Origin of the sequence: Bacteroides clarus (assembly GCF_015555825.1) — a bacterium.
GTDB lineage: Bacteria > Bacteroidota > Bacteroidia > Bacteroidales > Bacteroidaceae > Bacteroides > Bacteroides clarus.
Genome location: NZ_JADNLF010000006.1, coordinates 110011 through 126945 on the forward strand (window position 1 = coordinate 110011; position 16935 = coordinate 126945).

At 40.4% G+C, this 16935-nt stretch carries 16 protein-coding genes; 1 reads left to right on the top strand and 15 read right to left on the bottom strand.

Going from position 1 to position 16935, the window contains the following annotated elements; genetic code table 11:
- Positions 1-9: 9 nt before the first annotated feature.
- From I2F54_RS08535 to I2F54_RS08570, 8 genes are all read right to left on the bottom strand, one after another.
- On the bottom strand, positions 10-645 hold the full coding sequence (locus I2F54_RS08535) for a hypothetical protein (protein WP_229097156.1): 636 nt from the start codon (positions 643-645) through the stop codon (positions 10-12).
- Complete coding sequence (gene drt3a, locus I2F54_RS08540; RefSeq protein ID WP_195500970.1) at positions 642-2096, bottom strand: antiviral reverse transcriptase Drt3a; 1455 nt, start codon at positions 2094-2096, stop codon at positions 642-644. Before drt3a ends, I2F54_RS08535 begins: the two co-directional genes overlap by 4 nt.
- A 127-nt stretch (positions 2097-2223) precedes the next feature.
- Positions 2224-2628, bottom strand: a complete 405-nt coding sequence (locus I2F54_RS08545) for a hypothetical protein (protein ID WP_195500971.1) — start codon at positions 2626-2628, stop codon at positions 2224-2226.
- Between the two features lie 35 nt (positions 2629-2663).
- On the bottom strand, positions 2664-3605 hold the full coding sequence (locus tag I2F54_RS08550; protein WP_195500972.1) for a relaxase/mobilization nuclease domain-containing protein: 942 nt from the start codon (positions 3603-3605) through the stop codon (positions 2664-2666).
- The gene (locus tag I2F54_RS08555) at positions 3595-3903 is read right to left on the bottom strand and encodes a MobC family plasmid mobilization relaxosome protein (protein WP_008622565.1); all 309 of its coding nucleotides are present in this window, start codon (positions 3901-3903) and stop codon (positions 3595-3597) included. Before I2F54_RS08555 ends, I2F54_RS08550 begins: the two co-directional genes overlap by 11 nt.
- A 138-nt stretch (positions 3904-4041) precedes the next feature.
- The gene (locus I2F54_RS08560) at positions 4042-5121 is read right to left on the bottom strand and encodes a DUF6371 domain-containing protein (RefSeq protein ID WP_195500973.1); all 1080 of its coding nucleotides are present in this window, start codon (positions 5119-5121) and stop codon (positions 4042-4044) included.
- A 78-nt stretch (positions 5122-5199) separates the two neighbouring features.
- Positions 5200-6576 (bottom strand): DUF3987 domain-containing protein, encoded by a 1377-nt coding sequence (locus I2F54_RS08565; protein ID WP_195500974.1) that lies wholly within the window; start codon positions 6574-6576, stop codon positions 5200-5202.
- 11 nt (positions 6577-6587) lie between these two features.
- The gene (locus tag I2F54_RS08570; protein WP_195500975.1) at positions 6588-6953 is read right to left on the bottom strand and encodes a helix-turn-helix domain-containing protein; all 366 of its coding nucleotides are present in this window, start codon (positions 6951-6953) and stop codon (positions 6588-6590) included.
- Between the two features lie 230 nt (positions 6954-7183).
- Here I2F54_RS08570 and I2F54_RS08575 point away from each other — a divergent pair, with 230 nt between their 5' ends.
- A complete protein-coding gene (locus I2F54_RS08575) occupies positions 7184-9049 on the top strand; it encodes a nuclease-related domain-containing protein (protein WP_195500976.1) in 1866 nt (621 codons plus the stop codon).
- 153 nt (positions 9050-9202) lie between these two features.
- On the opposite strand, the gene I2F54_RS08580 is transcribed toward I2F54_RS08575, so the two are convergent.
- The 7 genes from I2F54_RS08580 to floA form a co-directional block, all read right to left on the bottom strand.
- The gene (locus I2F54_RS08580) at positions 9203-10084 is read right to left on the bottom strand and encodes a mobilization protein (RefSeq protein WP_195500977.1); all 882 of its coding nucleotides are present in this window, start codon (positions 10082-10084) and stop codon (positions 9203-9205) included.
- 265 nt (positions 10085-10349) lie between these two features.
- Complete coding sequence (locus tag I2F54_RS08585; protein ID WP_195500978.1) at positions 10350-10715, bottom strand: lipofamily protein; 366 nt, start codon at positions 10713-10715, stop codon at positions 10350-10352.
- Between the two features lie 9 nt (positions 10716-10724).
- Positions 10725-11831, bottom strand: a complete 1107-nt coding sequence (locus I2F54_RS08590) for a site-specific integrase (protein ID WP_195500979.1) — start codon at positions 11829-11831, stop codon at positions 10725-10727.
- Positions 11832-11915: 84 nt separating this feature from the next.
- The gene (locus I2F54_RS08595) at positions 11916-12821 is read right to left on the bottom strand and encodes a helix-turn-helix domain-containing protein (RefSeq protein ID WP_195500980.1); all 906 of its coding nucleotides are present in this window, start codon (positions 12819-12821) and stop codon (positions 11916-11918) included.
- Between the two features lie 250 nt (positions 12822-13071).
- The gene (mnmE, locus tag I2F54_RS08600) at positions 13072-14457 is read right to left on the bottom strand and encodes a tRNA uridine-5-carboxymethylaminomethyl(34) synthesis GTPase MnmE (protein WP_195500981.1); all 1386 of its coding nucleotides are present in this window, start codon (positions 14455-14457) and stop codon (positions 13072-13074) included.
- Positions 14458-14921: 464 nt separating this feature from the next.
- Positions 14922-15800: a nucleoside phosphorylase gene (locus tag I2F54_RS08605; RefSeq protein ID WP_195500982.1), complete on the bottom strand. Its 879-nt coding sequence runs from the start codon at positions 15798-15800 to the stop codon at positions 14922-14924.
- A gap of 95 nt (positions 15801-15895) precedes the next feature.
- Complete coding sequence (gene floA / locus I2F54_RS08610; RefSeq protein ID WP_009121428.1) at positions 15896-16897, bottom strand: flotillin-like protein FloA; 1002 nt, start codon at positions 16895-16897, stop codon at positions 15896-15898.
- Positions 16898-16935: the final 38 nt, after the last annotated feature.

Genomic DNA, 16935 nt, shown 5'->3' on the forward strand with positions numbered 1-16935 from the left:
CATATACCACTATACTATATTTAGTATTGTGATATATGTTAGTGTAATTAAGTATGTATATCCCATATTTGAATACTTCTCGTAGCTGAAATAAGTTTTCAAATTTTCATATTCATTGAAGAACAATTCAACTTTATCACTTTCATGCCCGGACAACCTTCGGTGAAGTCGATCTCTATAGTAAAAGTATTGTGCTATCTTGTGCGGTTTGCGAAGAGAATATTTACTTTGGCTGCAAAGATAGAGTATAGAATACTTATACTGATCATAAAACTCCACTACCTGCCACTGATTATATGGATGAATAATTGACAGCGTTCGGGTCTTATTCGTCTTGTGAGCGATATTAAATTGATATGGGTAGAATAGGGCACTATTCTTGTGTTTCAAATCACTTATTGGCTTACCATGCTCATAACAGCCAAAAAGTAACGCAGCAAAAGCAGATGAATCTTCTTCATCAGTTCGTTTTGTTTGTTTCAATTGTGTCTCTTTCTTTCCAACTTTACCAACCCATAGGTATTTTGCAAGAAATCTGTATAGATACTTATTTGAGAAAATAATCGGACACTCGTAGGGTAGAACGTCTGAAAAGAGTACTCTCTCTTTACTATAATTTAGTTTTACCTTTTTTCTACGCTTCATACCCACGATGATTTAATTGTTCGAAGTCTCTGCTTCTTTACTTTGTAACGCTTGTGAGGATAATCAAAACCCTTTGTAAAAGATAGTAATGCGAGCTTCCTTTTTAGACTTTCCTCTATTGCAGTTCTATGTGCAATTGCAATAGATTTCTTTGAAGAAAGATTTAACCTACCTATATTGCGCTTCAATTGTCCATCTAAATATGATAGATTTTTTTTATTATCCAATAGCTGATTGGAATAAAAAATACCAACTTTAACTCCTTTCTTTGCGTTGTACAGATTTATGTTGCAGGTCAATACATGAAGCGCATCAAACAGATAGTGTGCTGCAACATCAAAACCTGCGATATCAATCATATTATAAAAAGTTGTAAACGACTTATCTATTCTGCTTGTAATACGATCTAATTTGTCTTGAGAGAGCGAGAATAGTAGATTATCTTCTTTATCAATATGAATATTATATCCTAATAGATTAAAATCTAAATCTACAGCATTAGTCGAATCATAAATGTAGCATTTCCCTGAACCATCTGATGGCGTATGTATATCTAATCCCATTTGGGAATAAATATTTTCAAGTTTATCAATGTACCAATCTATTGGTTTATGGTATTCATCTCTGATATCAGGATGAATAACAAGCACCATATCGTCCACATACCTACCAAGAAATAATATACCGGGCAATGTATACTTAATTATCTCATCTATCTTGGACAAATAGAATTCAGATAGTAGCGAACTTATAGCACAACCTCGTGGAATACCAGTTTGTGGAGTCGGTACAAGTGGACGCAGATTCTTGGCTTCAAACTCTTTTCGGATGAGTCCGCGCAAAAGGGATTTACTCTTTACATCAAGCAGATTGTTGCTCTCCAGATACTCAAACAACTTATTATGCGGTATCGATTCGAAACAGTCACGGACATCTGTTCGGATAATATAGTACTTGCTTTTATCTTCCCTCAATAACATCTTTAATTGAGAAAGGATTTCATGGCGACTTGACATGGAGATTTTAAACAGTTTCTTTACATTTCTGCAAAGGACTTGCATTGCGAAAAACTCTTCAGCTGTAGCTCCAATAGAATAAAGTGGCTTCTGCGGATTTCTTGACGTATCTGGAGTAAGGTTGAACTGAAAACTGCTTGATAAAATTCTTGAAGACACTTTGCTAAGATGCTCTTGCAATAAAATTTTCTGTTGCTGAGCATTATTCTTCATCCATTGCTTTAATTGGTCAATCTTACTAGTTTCTTCCTCTGTACGCTCTGCCTTTTTCTTTTTCAATATCTTATTTAGTTCCGCTCTCATTTCACGATACTCTTGAGCAGCAGCCAAATACTCAGGTGAAAGATACCTTTTTTGTATCTTTCCCTTCCTATTCACCGCATTGAATGCATCATGTAGCGAATCGTAGTTATATGAGAAACTATATTGAGACATCTCTTTGAGTTTATCTATTTTATATGTTCCGAAGAATGCACTATTTCAGTTTGCAAAGATATAAAATTATCTGCTATATAAAGAGAAAAGGAGAGGAAAAATCCCCTCCTTAATTCAAAACCAAGTATCAGACATTCAAATCCTTCATTGCCAATCCATAGTTCTCTTGTCCGAACAGGTCTTGATGGATAAGTTTCAAGCCAAGTGTCTGATAATACTTGTAGTCATCACCTTCTGTGCAGAGGTGTTTGTAACCGTAGCGTGGCATGTACTCCTTGAAGAAACGAGCCAAGTCTTTCAGACTTTCGGCTTGGTTCTTCTTGAAGTTACTGCGCACGATGATGATGCTCCAGTCAGGGAAGTTGCCTCTTCCTTCGCTATACTCCCAAAAGCGGATGTAGCAGTCTAAATCACGCTCACGGATGTCCACACAAAAGCCATTGGCATTTTGCATCACGCTACAACTGTTTCTGTAGCCAAATTTCTCACACAAGTAGAGATTGAAATCAAGAATCAAATCGTTTTGTAACATAATTGATTGAATTTAAAAAGTTAATAAATAGTGAATTATAAATGAAAGCCTCGCTTGCGCTTAGCCTTTTTCTTTTTCATCAGGCGATTGAACTCGGCTTCTTCTGCGGCAGTAGCATCGTAGGATGAACTGCCGTTCAACAGGCCAAGACCGATACTTGAACCATTATCGGAATGGGAAACGCTTTGCTGTACGCCTTCATCTTTATGTGTGAATCCTTGTTTGGGGTATTCAAATGAAGATGCACAAGCATTCTGTTCCAATCGGTTGTCGATGTTCAAATAGCTGAACTCACGGCTGACTTTTGAGCCGGAGAAAGAAAAGCCGTTGTACTCAAATTTGACACCCTGTATTTCCCGTGTAGTCCGGCTGACCTTGAATTTCATATCAATGTCACGGTCGGCAAGAGCTTCTTTCAGTTCATTCCAACTTTGAGCTTTGGGCAGTTCTTCTTTCAGTGCTTTGTATATTTCATGTTTTGCCCGGTCGTATGGGCGCAAGCGTTCCTCCTTGATATGGTCTTTGCCGTTGGCAAAGTGCAAGCGGTATTTTGCCGTCAGCATCTTACACACCTTTTCATTTCTGCGGAAGTCGTTCTTGTCGCTAATCGTCTTACCGTCATTGTCTACCCGATTGAAAACGATGTGACAATGCGGATGCTCACGGTCAATATGCCGGGCGATGATGTACTGTGTGTTTTCGATGCCCATCAGTTTCATGTAGTCGTGGGCGATTTGCAACATCAACACATCATCTGACTTCAAGCGTTCGCTATCTTCAGGGGAGAAGTTGAGTGAGGTGTGTCCGACAATATTCTTTACCTTGTCGTTGAGCAATGCCTGTAATTCAAATTGCTCCGCCATCTGTTCGGGTGAGCCGTCCACTCCGACAGCTTCCAGCAATTTGGATTTTTCCTCTTTCAGAACATAGCGGACACAGCCACCGAACGATGTCCCTTTGGTCTGCTTACCTATCATCTTTCAGTTGTTTTATAAGTTGGTTAATACGCTGCGCCATCTCCTCGCATCTTTTGGCAACGGCAAAGAAACCGTAGGTATTTGCCTGCTTCGCCAACTGGTTGAGGTTGGTGCTTTCACCTATCAACTGACGGATGATGTGGATATGCTCTTTCGTGATTCGCTCACGTACCGTCCCATTCTCGATGAGCGAACGGATGACTGCGCTTTGGGTCTGCTTGCTCCGTCTGCAAAGCGCACCGAGCCATGCGAATTGGTCGTATGACAGACGGAGTGTTATCGTATGTTTCTTTTCCATTTTGAATTGCTTTTAGTGAATAATTTGTGACCATCGGGAGCCGCCTCCTCAGACTTTTTGAGGAGCAAGTGGTCGGGAAATGTAATACACCGACATTAACTTGCTACAGTAAAAAAGTCTCAAATCCTCTCCCTTTGCTCAAAGTTTGAAACCTCGTTTCTTAGGCGGTGAAACCTTCGATTGAGAGATGCCTCGTTGTACGTTGATGAGCTTCAAATCGAATGTCTCTATCAGTGTTTTCAAGTTCGGATTCCTCTTAATCATCTGCTGGAGTATGGCTTCATCGGGGCGTACTTTCAACAGATAATCGGCAATGTCGTATCCCTCTTTCCGTTCGCTTTCGGTTGCTTTGGCTTCCAGATAATCGAACAGTTGCACGTCAATTCCATAGCTTTTCATCAACCCGATTTTGCTTTGCCAATAGTCGGTCGCTCCCAAATCGGGAAACAACACAACGCTTCTTCCTGCAAGAACGGACAGGCTGTTGGCGTTGAAACAACCGTTCTTTCCTCCTGATGCAATCCATAGGAATTGGGGTAGGTGGTAGGATGCAATGAGAGCGGTTTTCTCGCTCTCGACCAATGCAACAGGACGGCTTTTATCTTCTGAGAGCAGATGCTCACCGAAGAAACATTGCTTCAGATTATAGTTATCCTTGTGCAGTACGGAATGTACCCATGTGACATGATTGTACGGTTCTTTTATCCGTTTGCCTGTTGTTGGATTGTAAAGCATTATCTTACCAGTGCGGACTCTGTTATGATAATCTATTTGCCAAAATACGGTTGCACCGTCCCAATGCTTGGAAGTGCCAACTTTGTATTTCGCCATCAGCTTCAATGTTTCCGCTTCTCCGAATTGAGCCGATAAGAATTGAAACAGTTTGTTGCCGGGATAGCGTTGCAGTGACTGATTGACTATATCCAAATCAATGTAGGAAGTGGCTTTGGGCTCGACTTTTTTAATAAATGTATAGCTTCGAAAATTATCTTCAGATAACTTTTCTTTCTCAGACGGATTCCGTTCAAAGTAATCACGGGGCGTAAAGTGATACCCACATTTTTGTTCGTGGTCACAACGCCCGACGTAACCAGGGAACTGGATTCGTTTCTCCGTATCAATGTACTTGGAGAAACATCTTTTGCGGTGACAGTTCGGGCAAGTATGCCGGGTGCTGACACCTTTGTAGGGTTCTAATATGAATCTATGTGTACTCATTGTTTGTTTCTTTTTAGGTGTGTCACTTTTGTCGTTATTGTCGTTTTCGGTTGGAAAGTGTCAAAACCGACAAAAATGTCACGGGTTAATCTTTGAATATTTTCCATGCTTCTCTTTGCGGAACAATGTTCCGATGTTGTCATTGAGAAAGCGTTGAAATGTCCGCTCCTTCATTCCGTTTTGCTCGGCTACCTGTATAGCTTGGGCAGTGGTAAAGGAAGGAGGCAGCAGATTGACTATCGCCTGTTGCTGACTGTTAAGGGCATTCTCATTCAGGATATTCTGTACGCTCAATGCGGACTCTTTGAAATACTCCGTCAGTTTAATGGCTCTCTCCACGGTCAGCAGGTCGATACACGTCTTGTCGCACTCTCCGCAAGTCCATCGTGCCAGTTGGATAATCAGGCAGAAGCGGATGATGTATATCTCCAGCTTGCAATAGATACTTACGATGGTGTCGTTTGTTTCCCGGTCGCACAATTCAGAGAAATGATGCTGCCACTCGTAAAGCCGTTTCTTTGCATCCTCTGAGAAAAGAAGAATTTGCGGTTCAATCTCTCCATGTTCATTGTGGCTACATTCCGATTGCATCAGTTTGTCAATGATGGCATTCCATTCTTGCTCTATATCTTCTGGTAGTTCTTTGTCATTCCACCGTGCTTTTTGTTGCAGATTAGGCATCACAAACAGGATGCGGTCAATAAATCCGTTGCTGGAGCGTTCACCTTTAGCCAACTCGTTCAGGATTTTCTTTTGGATAGTACCAATGACCGATATATACGGACGCTTGATGAAGATGGAACTCTTGGCATTCTTGCGGTCGGACATGGTAGTCTTGGCACTGAACACTGAGAGCCAAAATTGTTCTTCCGAACCGTTGTTATAGCGGTTGAAGTTCTTGAACCAAGCGGACAATTCATCAGCCCACAAGCATAGTCCACGTTTATTCTGTGCATGAATGAGGCTCAAACCTTCGGGCGTTACATCCGAAACCAAGAAGCGTTTGCGGATAGGCTCTTGTAGAAATTGCTCTCCACCGCTTTCCTCACGTTCCTTGCGGCTCATGCTCATCAGTTCATCGTACTTAGTAAGAGCCTTTTCAAATTCCTGATTCTGTCGGTAGTCATAATCAAGAAACGGCTTCATCGCAAAACTGAGCGGATGGCTTTTGTTAGCTCCCGGTCTTCCAATCAATGCCATATACAGGATGGGGCTTTCCGTCCAGCCTTGCTTGATTTGGGCAAGGTGCGTATTGCCTATGCCGACTGCTATTGCCGTAAGGATGGCTGCGGCAATGTAGTCGGTAGGGTAGTTATGGCATTCGTGTACCTCATGGATGATGCGTTGGATTTTTGTCGGGAATATGCTGACGGGGAATGCCGTACCAGACAACCTTGTGCTTAAATCAATCGCTTCATCAATGATGGATGCCGGATTAATAGAATATGTATCCATAACCCAATCCATTAAAATTGTACCGATGATTTGGGCTTGTGGCGGACACCGCTTTGCATATTGGCAAGCATCTCCTCGTATGTCTGCTCGGCAGTTTTTCTCCGTCCGTTCTCAATCCAAGCAAGAAGCTCGTCTTCATAGAAATAGAGTTTCTTGCCTTTCTTGTAAGCCGGAAGCAGCCCTTTGCGTACCAATGTATATATGGTAGGCTTGGCTTTTCGGATGATGCGGCAAGCATCATCAATTTCCACCAATACATGTTTGTCAGATGGCTGTGGCTGGAGTTCCGCTACCATCTTTTTCAACTCGATGACCTGTTCGGTCAGATAACCTACCGCTTCGGGCAGCTTATCAAATGTTACTGTTTCTTTTTGCATACGCCAATCGTTTTTAATTGTTCGACGGCAAAGGAAACAGGTGTTTCAATGGTGGAATCATTCACCAAAATATAACTGATGAATAACTTTTTGATGGTAATAAGTGATGATTACGAGTAATTTAAGTACCTTTGTGTCATGGAATACTAGTGGTTATTGAAGATATAAATTACTTTGATTAAATATATTAGAAGAGTAGATGCTGAGGACTTTGTAAAAACTGACATATAATGAAGAAAGTGGGTGATAATTATAATTTTCTAGATGCTTATCTGAAGATGATGGTGGCAAAAGAATATCATCGAACAATTGAGGAAATTGTCTACGATCTTAAGAAGGAACTTGTGCCAGTAAATGAGGAATCCTTCTTGATTCACGCTATGCGACTGATTATTGAACTGGATGCTAAAAAGGATTCGCCTCTATATATACATCTGCAATCACCTATGAGGCAGACCCTTTACCTAATAGATGTGTATTACTCAATTGATATGCGGGAAGCATCTGTTGATATGGATGGTGAACGTTGGGAGAGAATTGCCATTTTGCTAGATGAAATAGAAATGACTTATTTTGTTAATGTCGGCTTCCCAAATGATGGAGATTTGTACCATGATGAGCGCGATGAAAAGATAGAAGTATCATTACCAACATTCATGGGCTATTTTAGTAATGCAGTGTTAAGTTATGAGGAACAGACGTTAGATAGAATTGTCAGATATCTCAAGCCATATGACGAATATGTCAAATCACGTTGCGGTTTTGGACTAGATGAGGCAGTGAAATTTATTCTGCATGTGAGAGAATTGAATAATGGTAAATTAAATAGTATTTGCCAACCGTTTGCTGATAACTTACGTTTTTACAGTGCTCATCCAGAGGAGTGGTGCAAATTGACTCAAAAGTTTAAGGAAAGAGGATTGGATGACCCACGTGATTGGTGGTATCAACCTGAATTAAGGGGTATGCTGGATAGTTTAACTACAAATCCAGGAGAAGTTGCAGTCCATGAATCAAAGGAATTGATGAATGTAGATATAGCTGCTGAAAGCTTGTGCCAGATCCTGAAGTTCTTTTCTTATGACAAGGATTCACAGAAAGGTAAGACTATTTATTATGCCGGCAAACATCACTCGGAATCAAATCCACTTATTTCTGTGAGTGGAAAATATGTTTGTCCTTGTAGTAAGTTTTTGTTTGAGGGGTTGTTCTTCAGACTGGATGATATGCTAATTAAAGATGGATCTACGAAAAAATATAAGCAGAACAAGGATTTTGCCTTTGAAAAGAAGGTTGCAGAAGTGTTTCGAACTTTCTTCCCAGAAAAGGCAAAGATTTTTGCCAACTATAGCCTTGATGGTATTGCTGAGAATGATTTGTTGATTATCATCGGAAACACGTGCGTTATAGTAGAGATAAAGGATTGTAAATTTCGTGAACCATTTCGAGACCCATTAAAGGCATATGATAGGATAAAAAGAGATTATCAGAATGCTATCCAGTTAGGCTATGACCAATGTAGACGTGTTGAAAAAGTGCTCTTGGATGGTAAGGATGTTGATATTCTTGATGCAGATGACAAGAAAAAGGTGCTATATCATTTGAAAAATGGAAATATCGGTGAGATATGGTCTATTGTTGTTACGGATTTTAAGTATGGAACAATTCAAACCAATCTTGGGAACTTGCTGGAGAAAGATGAAGAAGCCTTATATCCTTGGTCGGTTTGTATTGATGATTTGGAGGCGTTTTTCTTATTGATGAAGAAGATACTTAAGGGTATTGCACCATCACGTTTCTTGGAGTTTCTTGATTACAGGGAAAGGTTACAAGAGCATATTGTGTGTGGTGATGAATTGGAAATTTGTGGTTGGTATTTGAATGATCGTGAACAATTCAAGGAATATGCGGATAAAGACACGATGATTAGTACGGATTGCAATATGGGAGCTATCTTTGATGCTTACTATCATATTGGACTTGGCTTTAAAAACGAATTGGATTTGGAGTATAAAAAGTATTATAAGATGCCAAACTATCCACGAAGTTTTGAATTGAATGAATTAAATGGCGATATCATTGAAAGGTGGGAGTAAAATTGCGAGAGTTCGGTGAAATACATAAAGGTTATTTTTTAGAGCTTATAGATGATATATTGTTCTATTTGGGGCATAAGATAAAGTCTGAGCCAGAGACTCTCAAACAATGGACCACGGGGATTCAATGGATAATGCCTAATAGTATTGCTGCTATGCAATTTTTCTATCAAGTTTAATCTTGTATTTAGATTCCGTATGTGACATTTTGCGTTCGATGGTAGATATTTCCGAATCACGGAGGGTATGAGCAAATACCCTCTTTATAAATGTGGCAGTCTGTAAACGTGGCTTGCCGAAAGCCTTACCAATATTCCATCCAAAGTGCATGATGTCAATGGTCTTTAACTGAGAATCAACCTTTATTGGTTCGATTTTAGGCAACGAGTCTGACAAGTAATATTCTGTCACATATCCACACAAGCGATTAAGTGTAGCTTCATCAAGATAGAGAACTAAGGTTTGTTTTGTGTAAGCAATGACCTTATCAAGTTTTTCTTGCGATGCTCGTTCTTTTTCAGCCATAGCGGTAGCATGGTATATCTCGTATTCTGTTGGCTGGCTGGATTCTTCTATGGGAGTATTATTGATAATAGAAGGGGTGGCTTCATTCTTTGGAAGCTCTGTACTGTTTTCATTGGATTCTGAAAGCGAGAGAGTAGAAACTTCTTCTGTGGTGTCAGATGTAGTTTCGATTTCTGGTTCAGATTCGGAAACGATAGGTTCTGTATCTATGGTGCTTTCAATAAGTTCCTGATGCACTATTGAGGGTTCAACTGCCACTGCCTTATTGCGGTAACACTCAAATCTCATAAAGCATCTTTCTATTGTTGGGGAAAGGAGTTGTCTGAATGCAATTTGCAGATTGAGATAGATTGCTCCAATGACAATAGAGCATACTACAAGAATAAGGTAGCTGCTGAACTCGTCCCAACCATAGTGAAGTACGGTCTGACGGGCTAAAACACCAATGATTGCGATTGTACCAAAAACAATCAGATGCAATGTTATATGTTCTATCTTTCTCTGTTCCATAGTGAGATGTATTAATCGTTTGTGTGCAAATATATAGGATTAATTTTTGAGAAAATCCATAGTTTTGCTTGTTAATGGGCTTTTGACGATATATTTCATCACTTTTCACCACGTTACACTCCTAATAATAAGCGTATTGCAAATTTCTTGTTTTTGAATGAAAATAGTTGGGTAAATAGACTTGTGTATCTTAAAAACAGAAATTATCTGCATCATTTGGGGTGAAACAATGCAGATAATCAATAGGGTATAGAGATATAGCTTATTAGCAATACAATGTATGGTTTGTACCCTTGTTGAGATATAAAAGGATGTTGTAATCTTGATTACGAGCGACTTTGTTTATTAGCCATTCTCTGAATACTATGGAATGTCCGGTGTCTATTTGATAAGATAAGGCTACAACCATATCGAGATTATACACATCGGCGTTGTTCCCATTCTCCAATTTGATGTACTTACAAACTTCGTGGCTCTTCAAAATATTGGTTTTCAAGATTCTCTTGATTGCTGTATGGATAGCTCCAGCCGTTGTATAAAACAAGTCTGCAAGTTCCCAAGTGGTCATCCATACTTCGCCATCAGAAATATGGATACCTTGCCCTTTGTTGGTTATGATTCCTCGTTTCATAGTTACAATTTACTTGAGTGATATTTTATTGGCTGTTTCTCGCTTCTTGGAATTGACCAAATCGGCATATATTTGAGTTGTGGACACGTTCTTATGCGTTAGCATCTTTGATACTGTGTAAATATCTGTACCTAAGGATATTTGTATGACCGCATACGAATGTCTGAATCCGTGGAAGGTTATCGGTTTCGTTATTCCTGCCTTTTTGAGCCAGCTTTTCAGTGGGTAATTAATCATACTTCGCTTCAAATCCTTGAAAACCTTGCCTGTTCCGGGTGTGCCGCATAGTTCGTAGGCTTCGTAACTGATGGGGAGTGTCGCTTCCGTCTGGGTTTTCTGTGTCCTGATACGCAAGCAATAGCCTTGGTCGGGAGCGATGGTAAAGTCTTCCCATTGCAGGTTGAGAATATCACTGATGCGTAAACCTGTCAGACAAGCGAATAGAGAAGCGGATTTCAGAACGGGGATGTCACAAGGAGTGGCTGCGAGTTGCTTCACTTCATCCAATGTCAGATACTCTTTCTTTACATCTTGTGGTTCAATCTTTTCAAGATAATCGTTGATGTTCTCACGAAACCATTTGTCCCGATAGGCAATCTTCAGCAATCCTCTGAAAGTAGAGTAGTAGCCGGATGCCGAATTGAGGGATATGGGGCGGTTGCTGTGTTTGAGTTGTTTGGCGTTCAACAGGTACTCACGGAACTTCTTGCATAAATCCACATTCACATCGCCAAAGGTACATTGCCCTTTAACGAAGTTGTAGAAATGCTGATAGACAAATTGCCATTTCTGGTCTTTATTCCGGCACATCTTCTTGAAGTAGGTAAGAAAGTCGGCTTTCTGTTTGGTCTTATCCAAGAAGCCAAACTCTTCATTGATGAGCGATTGCACTCTGATACAGCGGATAGCCTCTGCCTTGTTCAACATATCGTTGTTGAACTCACGCTCCATTTCGTTTTTCGGATGGGCATAGATGTAGATGCCGAGGTATTCCCTGCGGCTCATCTGCATCGTTTCGGGGTTGCGGACTGCCGGATAATAATCCAGATACAAGGAGATGCGATTATTCCGAATCGCTCTCTGACGAACTGTTACTTTTGTACATGTGTGTGACATACTGTTTAATATTTAGAGTTTTACATTTGTTTGGTGCAAAGGAATACGGTGATTCAATGGTGGGTACATTCACCGATAAATAACTTATTCAATCTTTGGGGCTGCAAGTAGTTTATCCAATTCAGACTTGGAGATAAGTGTGTATTTACCTTTCTTGCCCTTTGGGATATTATGATATTTTGCATAGTGATAGAGTTGGTCACGAGTGAGGTTGAACTTCTCCATTGCTTCGGCTACCGTATAATATTGCGGTTCTTCGGGTGCTGCAATGCCCTTCGCTATATCCACATGCTTCTTGGAATAGTACACCATGATTCCCTCTTTCTTCTTCGGAATGGCATTCTTAGAAGCGAAACAGTAGATGGCGGATAAGGTCATACCGAATTTCTCCTGCATATTCTGAGTACTATACCATTCGGTAATGTTTGGATTCGGGGCTTTCTTGGTAAAGTAAGCGTCTATATGTTTCTTGCTCCAGTAAGTTTTGCCACGATTGAAAGTCCGAGGGATATTGTTCTTCTTGGCTACTAAGAATATCCATGACTCGTTTACATGGTATTTCTCTTTCACTTCTGTTGTGGTATAGAAGTCGGTGATAGGAGCTTTCTCTTTTGTTGGTGTATGGAATTCTGTTGGATTATTGAATAACACATCAATATCCTCTTTCTTCAAAAAATATTTGAAGCCCAAGCGAATGACTTTTAATTCTCCTCGTTTAATGTAGCCGTAAACGGTTGGTCGGGTTACTCCGAGATAGATTGCTGTTTCGGTGATTGTAAGAAAAGGCTTGTCTTTGATTCTTTCAATAGGTTTTTCTTCAATCTTCTTTTCTACGACTTGATTGTTTGCTTTGATGGCTTCATCACGCTTCCTCTTTTTATAGAGTGCGTTGGCGCATTGCTTGGAACAACACGCAGTAGTTGTTTTCTGGGCGATAAACTCTTTACCGCACCAAGCGCAAATTCGTTTAATTTTCAAGTTGCTGCTCATTTTAATTCATCTTTATTTCTCCGTTATTTCTGTAAATTCCCGTAAAACCGTGTAAAATGGCGTATAGTTTCTCTACTACCTTTCCACTCGATTTTCAGACTTTAACAAGCGAGCAACAAATGCGGTACGAAAATGAGCTGAAAAAACCCTATAAACGATAACCATCGCTTATAAGGCTAAAAAGAAAGGCGCTCAAAATGAACGCCTTAATAATCGTTGATGATATATGCTAATCGTTGGTAATCACCACTTATTTGCCGATGCAGAAGTGCTGAAATATATTCTGTAATATCATATCATTCGTTACTTCTCCTGCAATATCACTCAAATGGAAAATACATTCCCGAATATCTTGTGATACGAAATCCCCAGAAATATTATTTGCCAAACCTTTCTGTACTCGGTGGATAGATTCCAATGCATTGTTTAACGCTTCATAATGGCGAACATTGGTAACTATAACATCATTTTGAGTAACAGTAGGAAGATGAGCAGATGTTATCAACATTTGTTGAAGTTCTTCAATATGTTCTCTATTTTTTGCGGATAGGATGATTGATTTTACATTGTCAGGAAAATCATTAGGAATACTATTTTGTATATTATCCACCAAATCGGCTTTGTTGTAAACGAGGATAAGCTGCTTTCTTTCACAACGAGGAAGAAGTTGACCGGCTAATTGGGTAATTTGAGTTTGGGCATCCGTAGCGTCAATTATCCAAAGAACGATTTCTGCTTGATCTAATTTTTGGAAAGTACGTTCAATACCGATACTTTCAATCGTATCGCTGGTTTCACGGATACCTGCCGTATCAATAAATCTGAAAGTGATTCCACCTATATTAACAGTATCTTCGATGATATCTCGTGTAGTACCATGAATATCACTGACAATGGCTTTCTCTTCATTAAGCAAAACATTGAGTAACGTAGATTTTCCTGCATTCGTTTCACCAACGATAGCTACAGGAACACCGTTTTTAATGGCATTACCTACACTGAATGAATTTACCAAACGAGCTATGACTTTTTCAATGTTATTCGCTAGTTGGCAAAGCTCGGAACGGTCGGCAAATTCCAGCTCCTCATGATCACTAAAGTCTAATTCCAATTCGATAAGTGAGGTAAAATGAAGCAATTGATCGCGTAAAGCAGTAAGTTCTTTACTGAAACCGCCCCGCATTTGGCTCATGGCAAGACGATGGGTCGCTGCAGAAGATGAGGCGATTAGATCGGCAACTGCCTCAGCCTGACTTAAGTCCATTTTCCCATTTAGGAACGCACGTTGAGTATACTCACCCGGGGCGGCCATACGACAACCGCTCTTGATAAGTAGTTGTAATACTTTTTGAAGAATATAGGCCGAACCATGGCAAGTGATTTCTGTGCTATTTTCACCGGTATAGGAGTGAGGTGCGCGAAATAAACTGACAAGTACTTCATCTATAATTTCAAGACCGTCATAAATGCGCCCAAAAGTAAGTGTATAGGGTTTGCCGTTCTCTAATTTTTTATTGGTAGCGGCGGGGATAAAAATGCGAGATGTGATCTCAATAGCTTCCGGTCCGGAAACACGAATACATCCAATAGCCCCTCCTTGGGCGGTCGCTATGGCGCAAATAGTATCTTGGTTCATTATTTCCAGTTTATTTTATTTGGCAAAGATAGTGGTTTCTCTTAATTTAATGTTTAATGCTATTAAAAATACTTCAAAAAGGACGTATTACATTGAGAAGGATTATTTGAAGGAAATACGTAATGGTAGAGTAGAAGAACTTAGCACCAGATGAATCAGAAATCGCAGTATTACAAATAGATGTCTTGCTGTAAAAAATGTGAGTAGCTATGGGTAAAGAATAACGAGAAAATGTAAATATAATCTTTATGCTTCCCTCTGATTTAGTATTGGCTAATCTGAAACCATCCCCAACAAATAGTATACAAATAATAGCCCTCCATAGCTATGCCTGCTGCTACTGTGACAAGACGCCCACGCATGCAAAACAACAGCAGGCATATCATGCAGGATGTAATAAATATAACAAAGCCTTATTCATTGTACTATCTGATAGAAATGATTAAAACTTTGTTATAAGATACTTAAATACGTTCGAGTACTTTAAGAATAAGCTGGTCTATTGTATTCTTATATCCGGTATTGGCTTCTTTAATTAAGCGGTTGGCAATTACCATGCAAACGGTCATAGCTTTATGCCCCATTAAACGGCTTAAACCGGCTAATGCTGAACTTTCCATTTCAAAATTAGTAATCCTATAATCGTTGTATTCGAATTTCTCAATTTTATCATTTTGATGTGGGTCTGCCAGAGGGACACGCAGTTCCCGCCCTTGCGGGCCGAAGAATCCTCCGGCGGCAATAGTGACGCCTCGTACCATATCATCTTCGGCTATACGATCTATCAATTCTGTATCTGCATCAATTACGTAAGGAGCAGGAGCACACATATTTCCCGACCATCCCATGTGATTAAGGAAAGCACGTTCGAAAGGCAAATCACAAACAGTATTACGTCCGGCATAGAAGTTCAGTAAGCCGTCGAAACCGATGGATTTGGCAGAGCAGACAAAAGTTCCTACGGGAGTGTAAGGCTGCAGACCGCCGCACGTACCGATACGAACCAATTCCAATTGGCGTAGCTGAGGCTTTTCCTCTCTCGTCTGAAAGTCGATGTTGGCAAGGGCATCCAACTCATTCATAACAATATCAATGTTATCACAACCGATACCGGTAGAAACAACAGTGATACGTTTACCTTTGTAAGTACCTGTAATCGTCTTAAATTCGCGGCTTTCTACTTCACATTCTTTAGTCTCAAAATGGGAAGCGACCAATGCTACCCGGCCGGGGTCGCCTACGAGGATTACTTTATCTGCCAGCCATTCAGGCTTTACGTGTAAATGAAAAACGGAACCGTCTTCATTGATAATAAGTTCGGAAGATGCAAAATACTTTTTCATGTTACGGGGTATTATAAGTTCGTTTATAAAGAGAAAACGCCGGTAACCGATTTCTGTTCACCGATTCCGACGTTTATATCGGCTGCTTTACCGGGTTATTTGCTCAATGGCTGGTTGGATGTACCGGTTGTCGGCTTGGCAATGTTCTCGCGCATTGAAGTGTCGGCCTCAATGTTTTTCATCCGGTAATAATCCATTATACCCAGATTACCGCTACGGAATGCTTCTGCCATAGCCTTAGGTACTTCAGCCTCGGCTTCGATAACTTTAGCACGCGCCTCTTGTGCTTTTGCTTTCATTTCCTGTTCACTGGCAACGGCCATAGCACGACGCTCTTCAGCTTTTGCTTGAGCGATATTTTTGTCCGCATTAGCCTGGTCTATCTGTAAGGCAGCACCGATATTCTTACCTATATCGATGTCGGCAATATCAATAGACAGGATTTCAAAAGCCGTACCGGCATCCAATCCTTTACGAAGCACTAACTTGGAAATGGAATCGGGATTTTCCAAAACCGATTTATGGTTTTCAGAAGAACCGATGGATGATACGATACCTTCGCCTACACGAGCAAGAATAGTATCTTCTCCGGCACCACCTACCAGCTGACGGATGTTGGCACGTACTGTTACGCGGGCTTTGGCAATCAGCTGGATACCGTCTTTTGCCACAGCTGTAACAGGCGGGGTGTCAATAACCTTTGGATTTACCGACATTTGAACAGCTTCAAACACATCACGTCCGGCAAGGTCGATGGCAGTTGCCATTTGGAAAGGTAATTCGATGTTGGCCTTAGAAGCCGATACTAAGGCATGCACTACTTTCTCGACGTGTCCGCCGGCCAGATAGTGTGCTTCCAGTTCATCGCGGGTGATGTTACTCAAACCGGCTTTATGTGCTTCAATCAGGCCCGGCACAATGATATAAGGCGGTACATTACGAATACGCATCAGGAATAGTTGAACCAGTGATATGTTAACCCCTGAAACTTTGGCAGACAGCCATAGGAAGAATGGTACATAGTGGAAAAACAGTACCAGAAAAATGATACCGCCTATGATAATAAAGGCGGTGAGATACATCGTGCTTGGATCCATGATTTTAGTTATTAATGATTACTTATTAGTGATTTGTA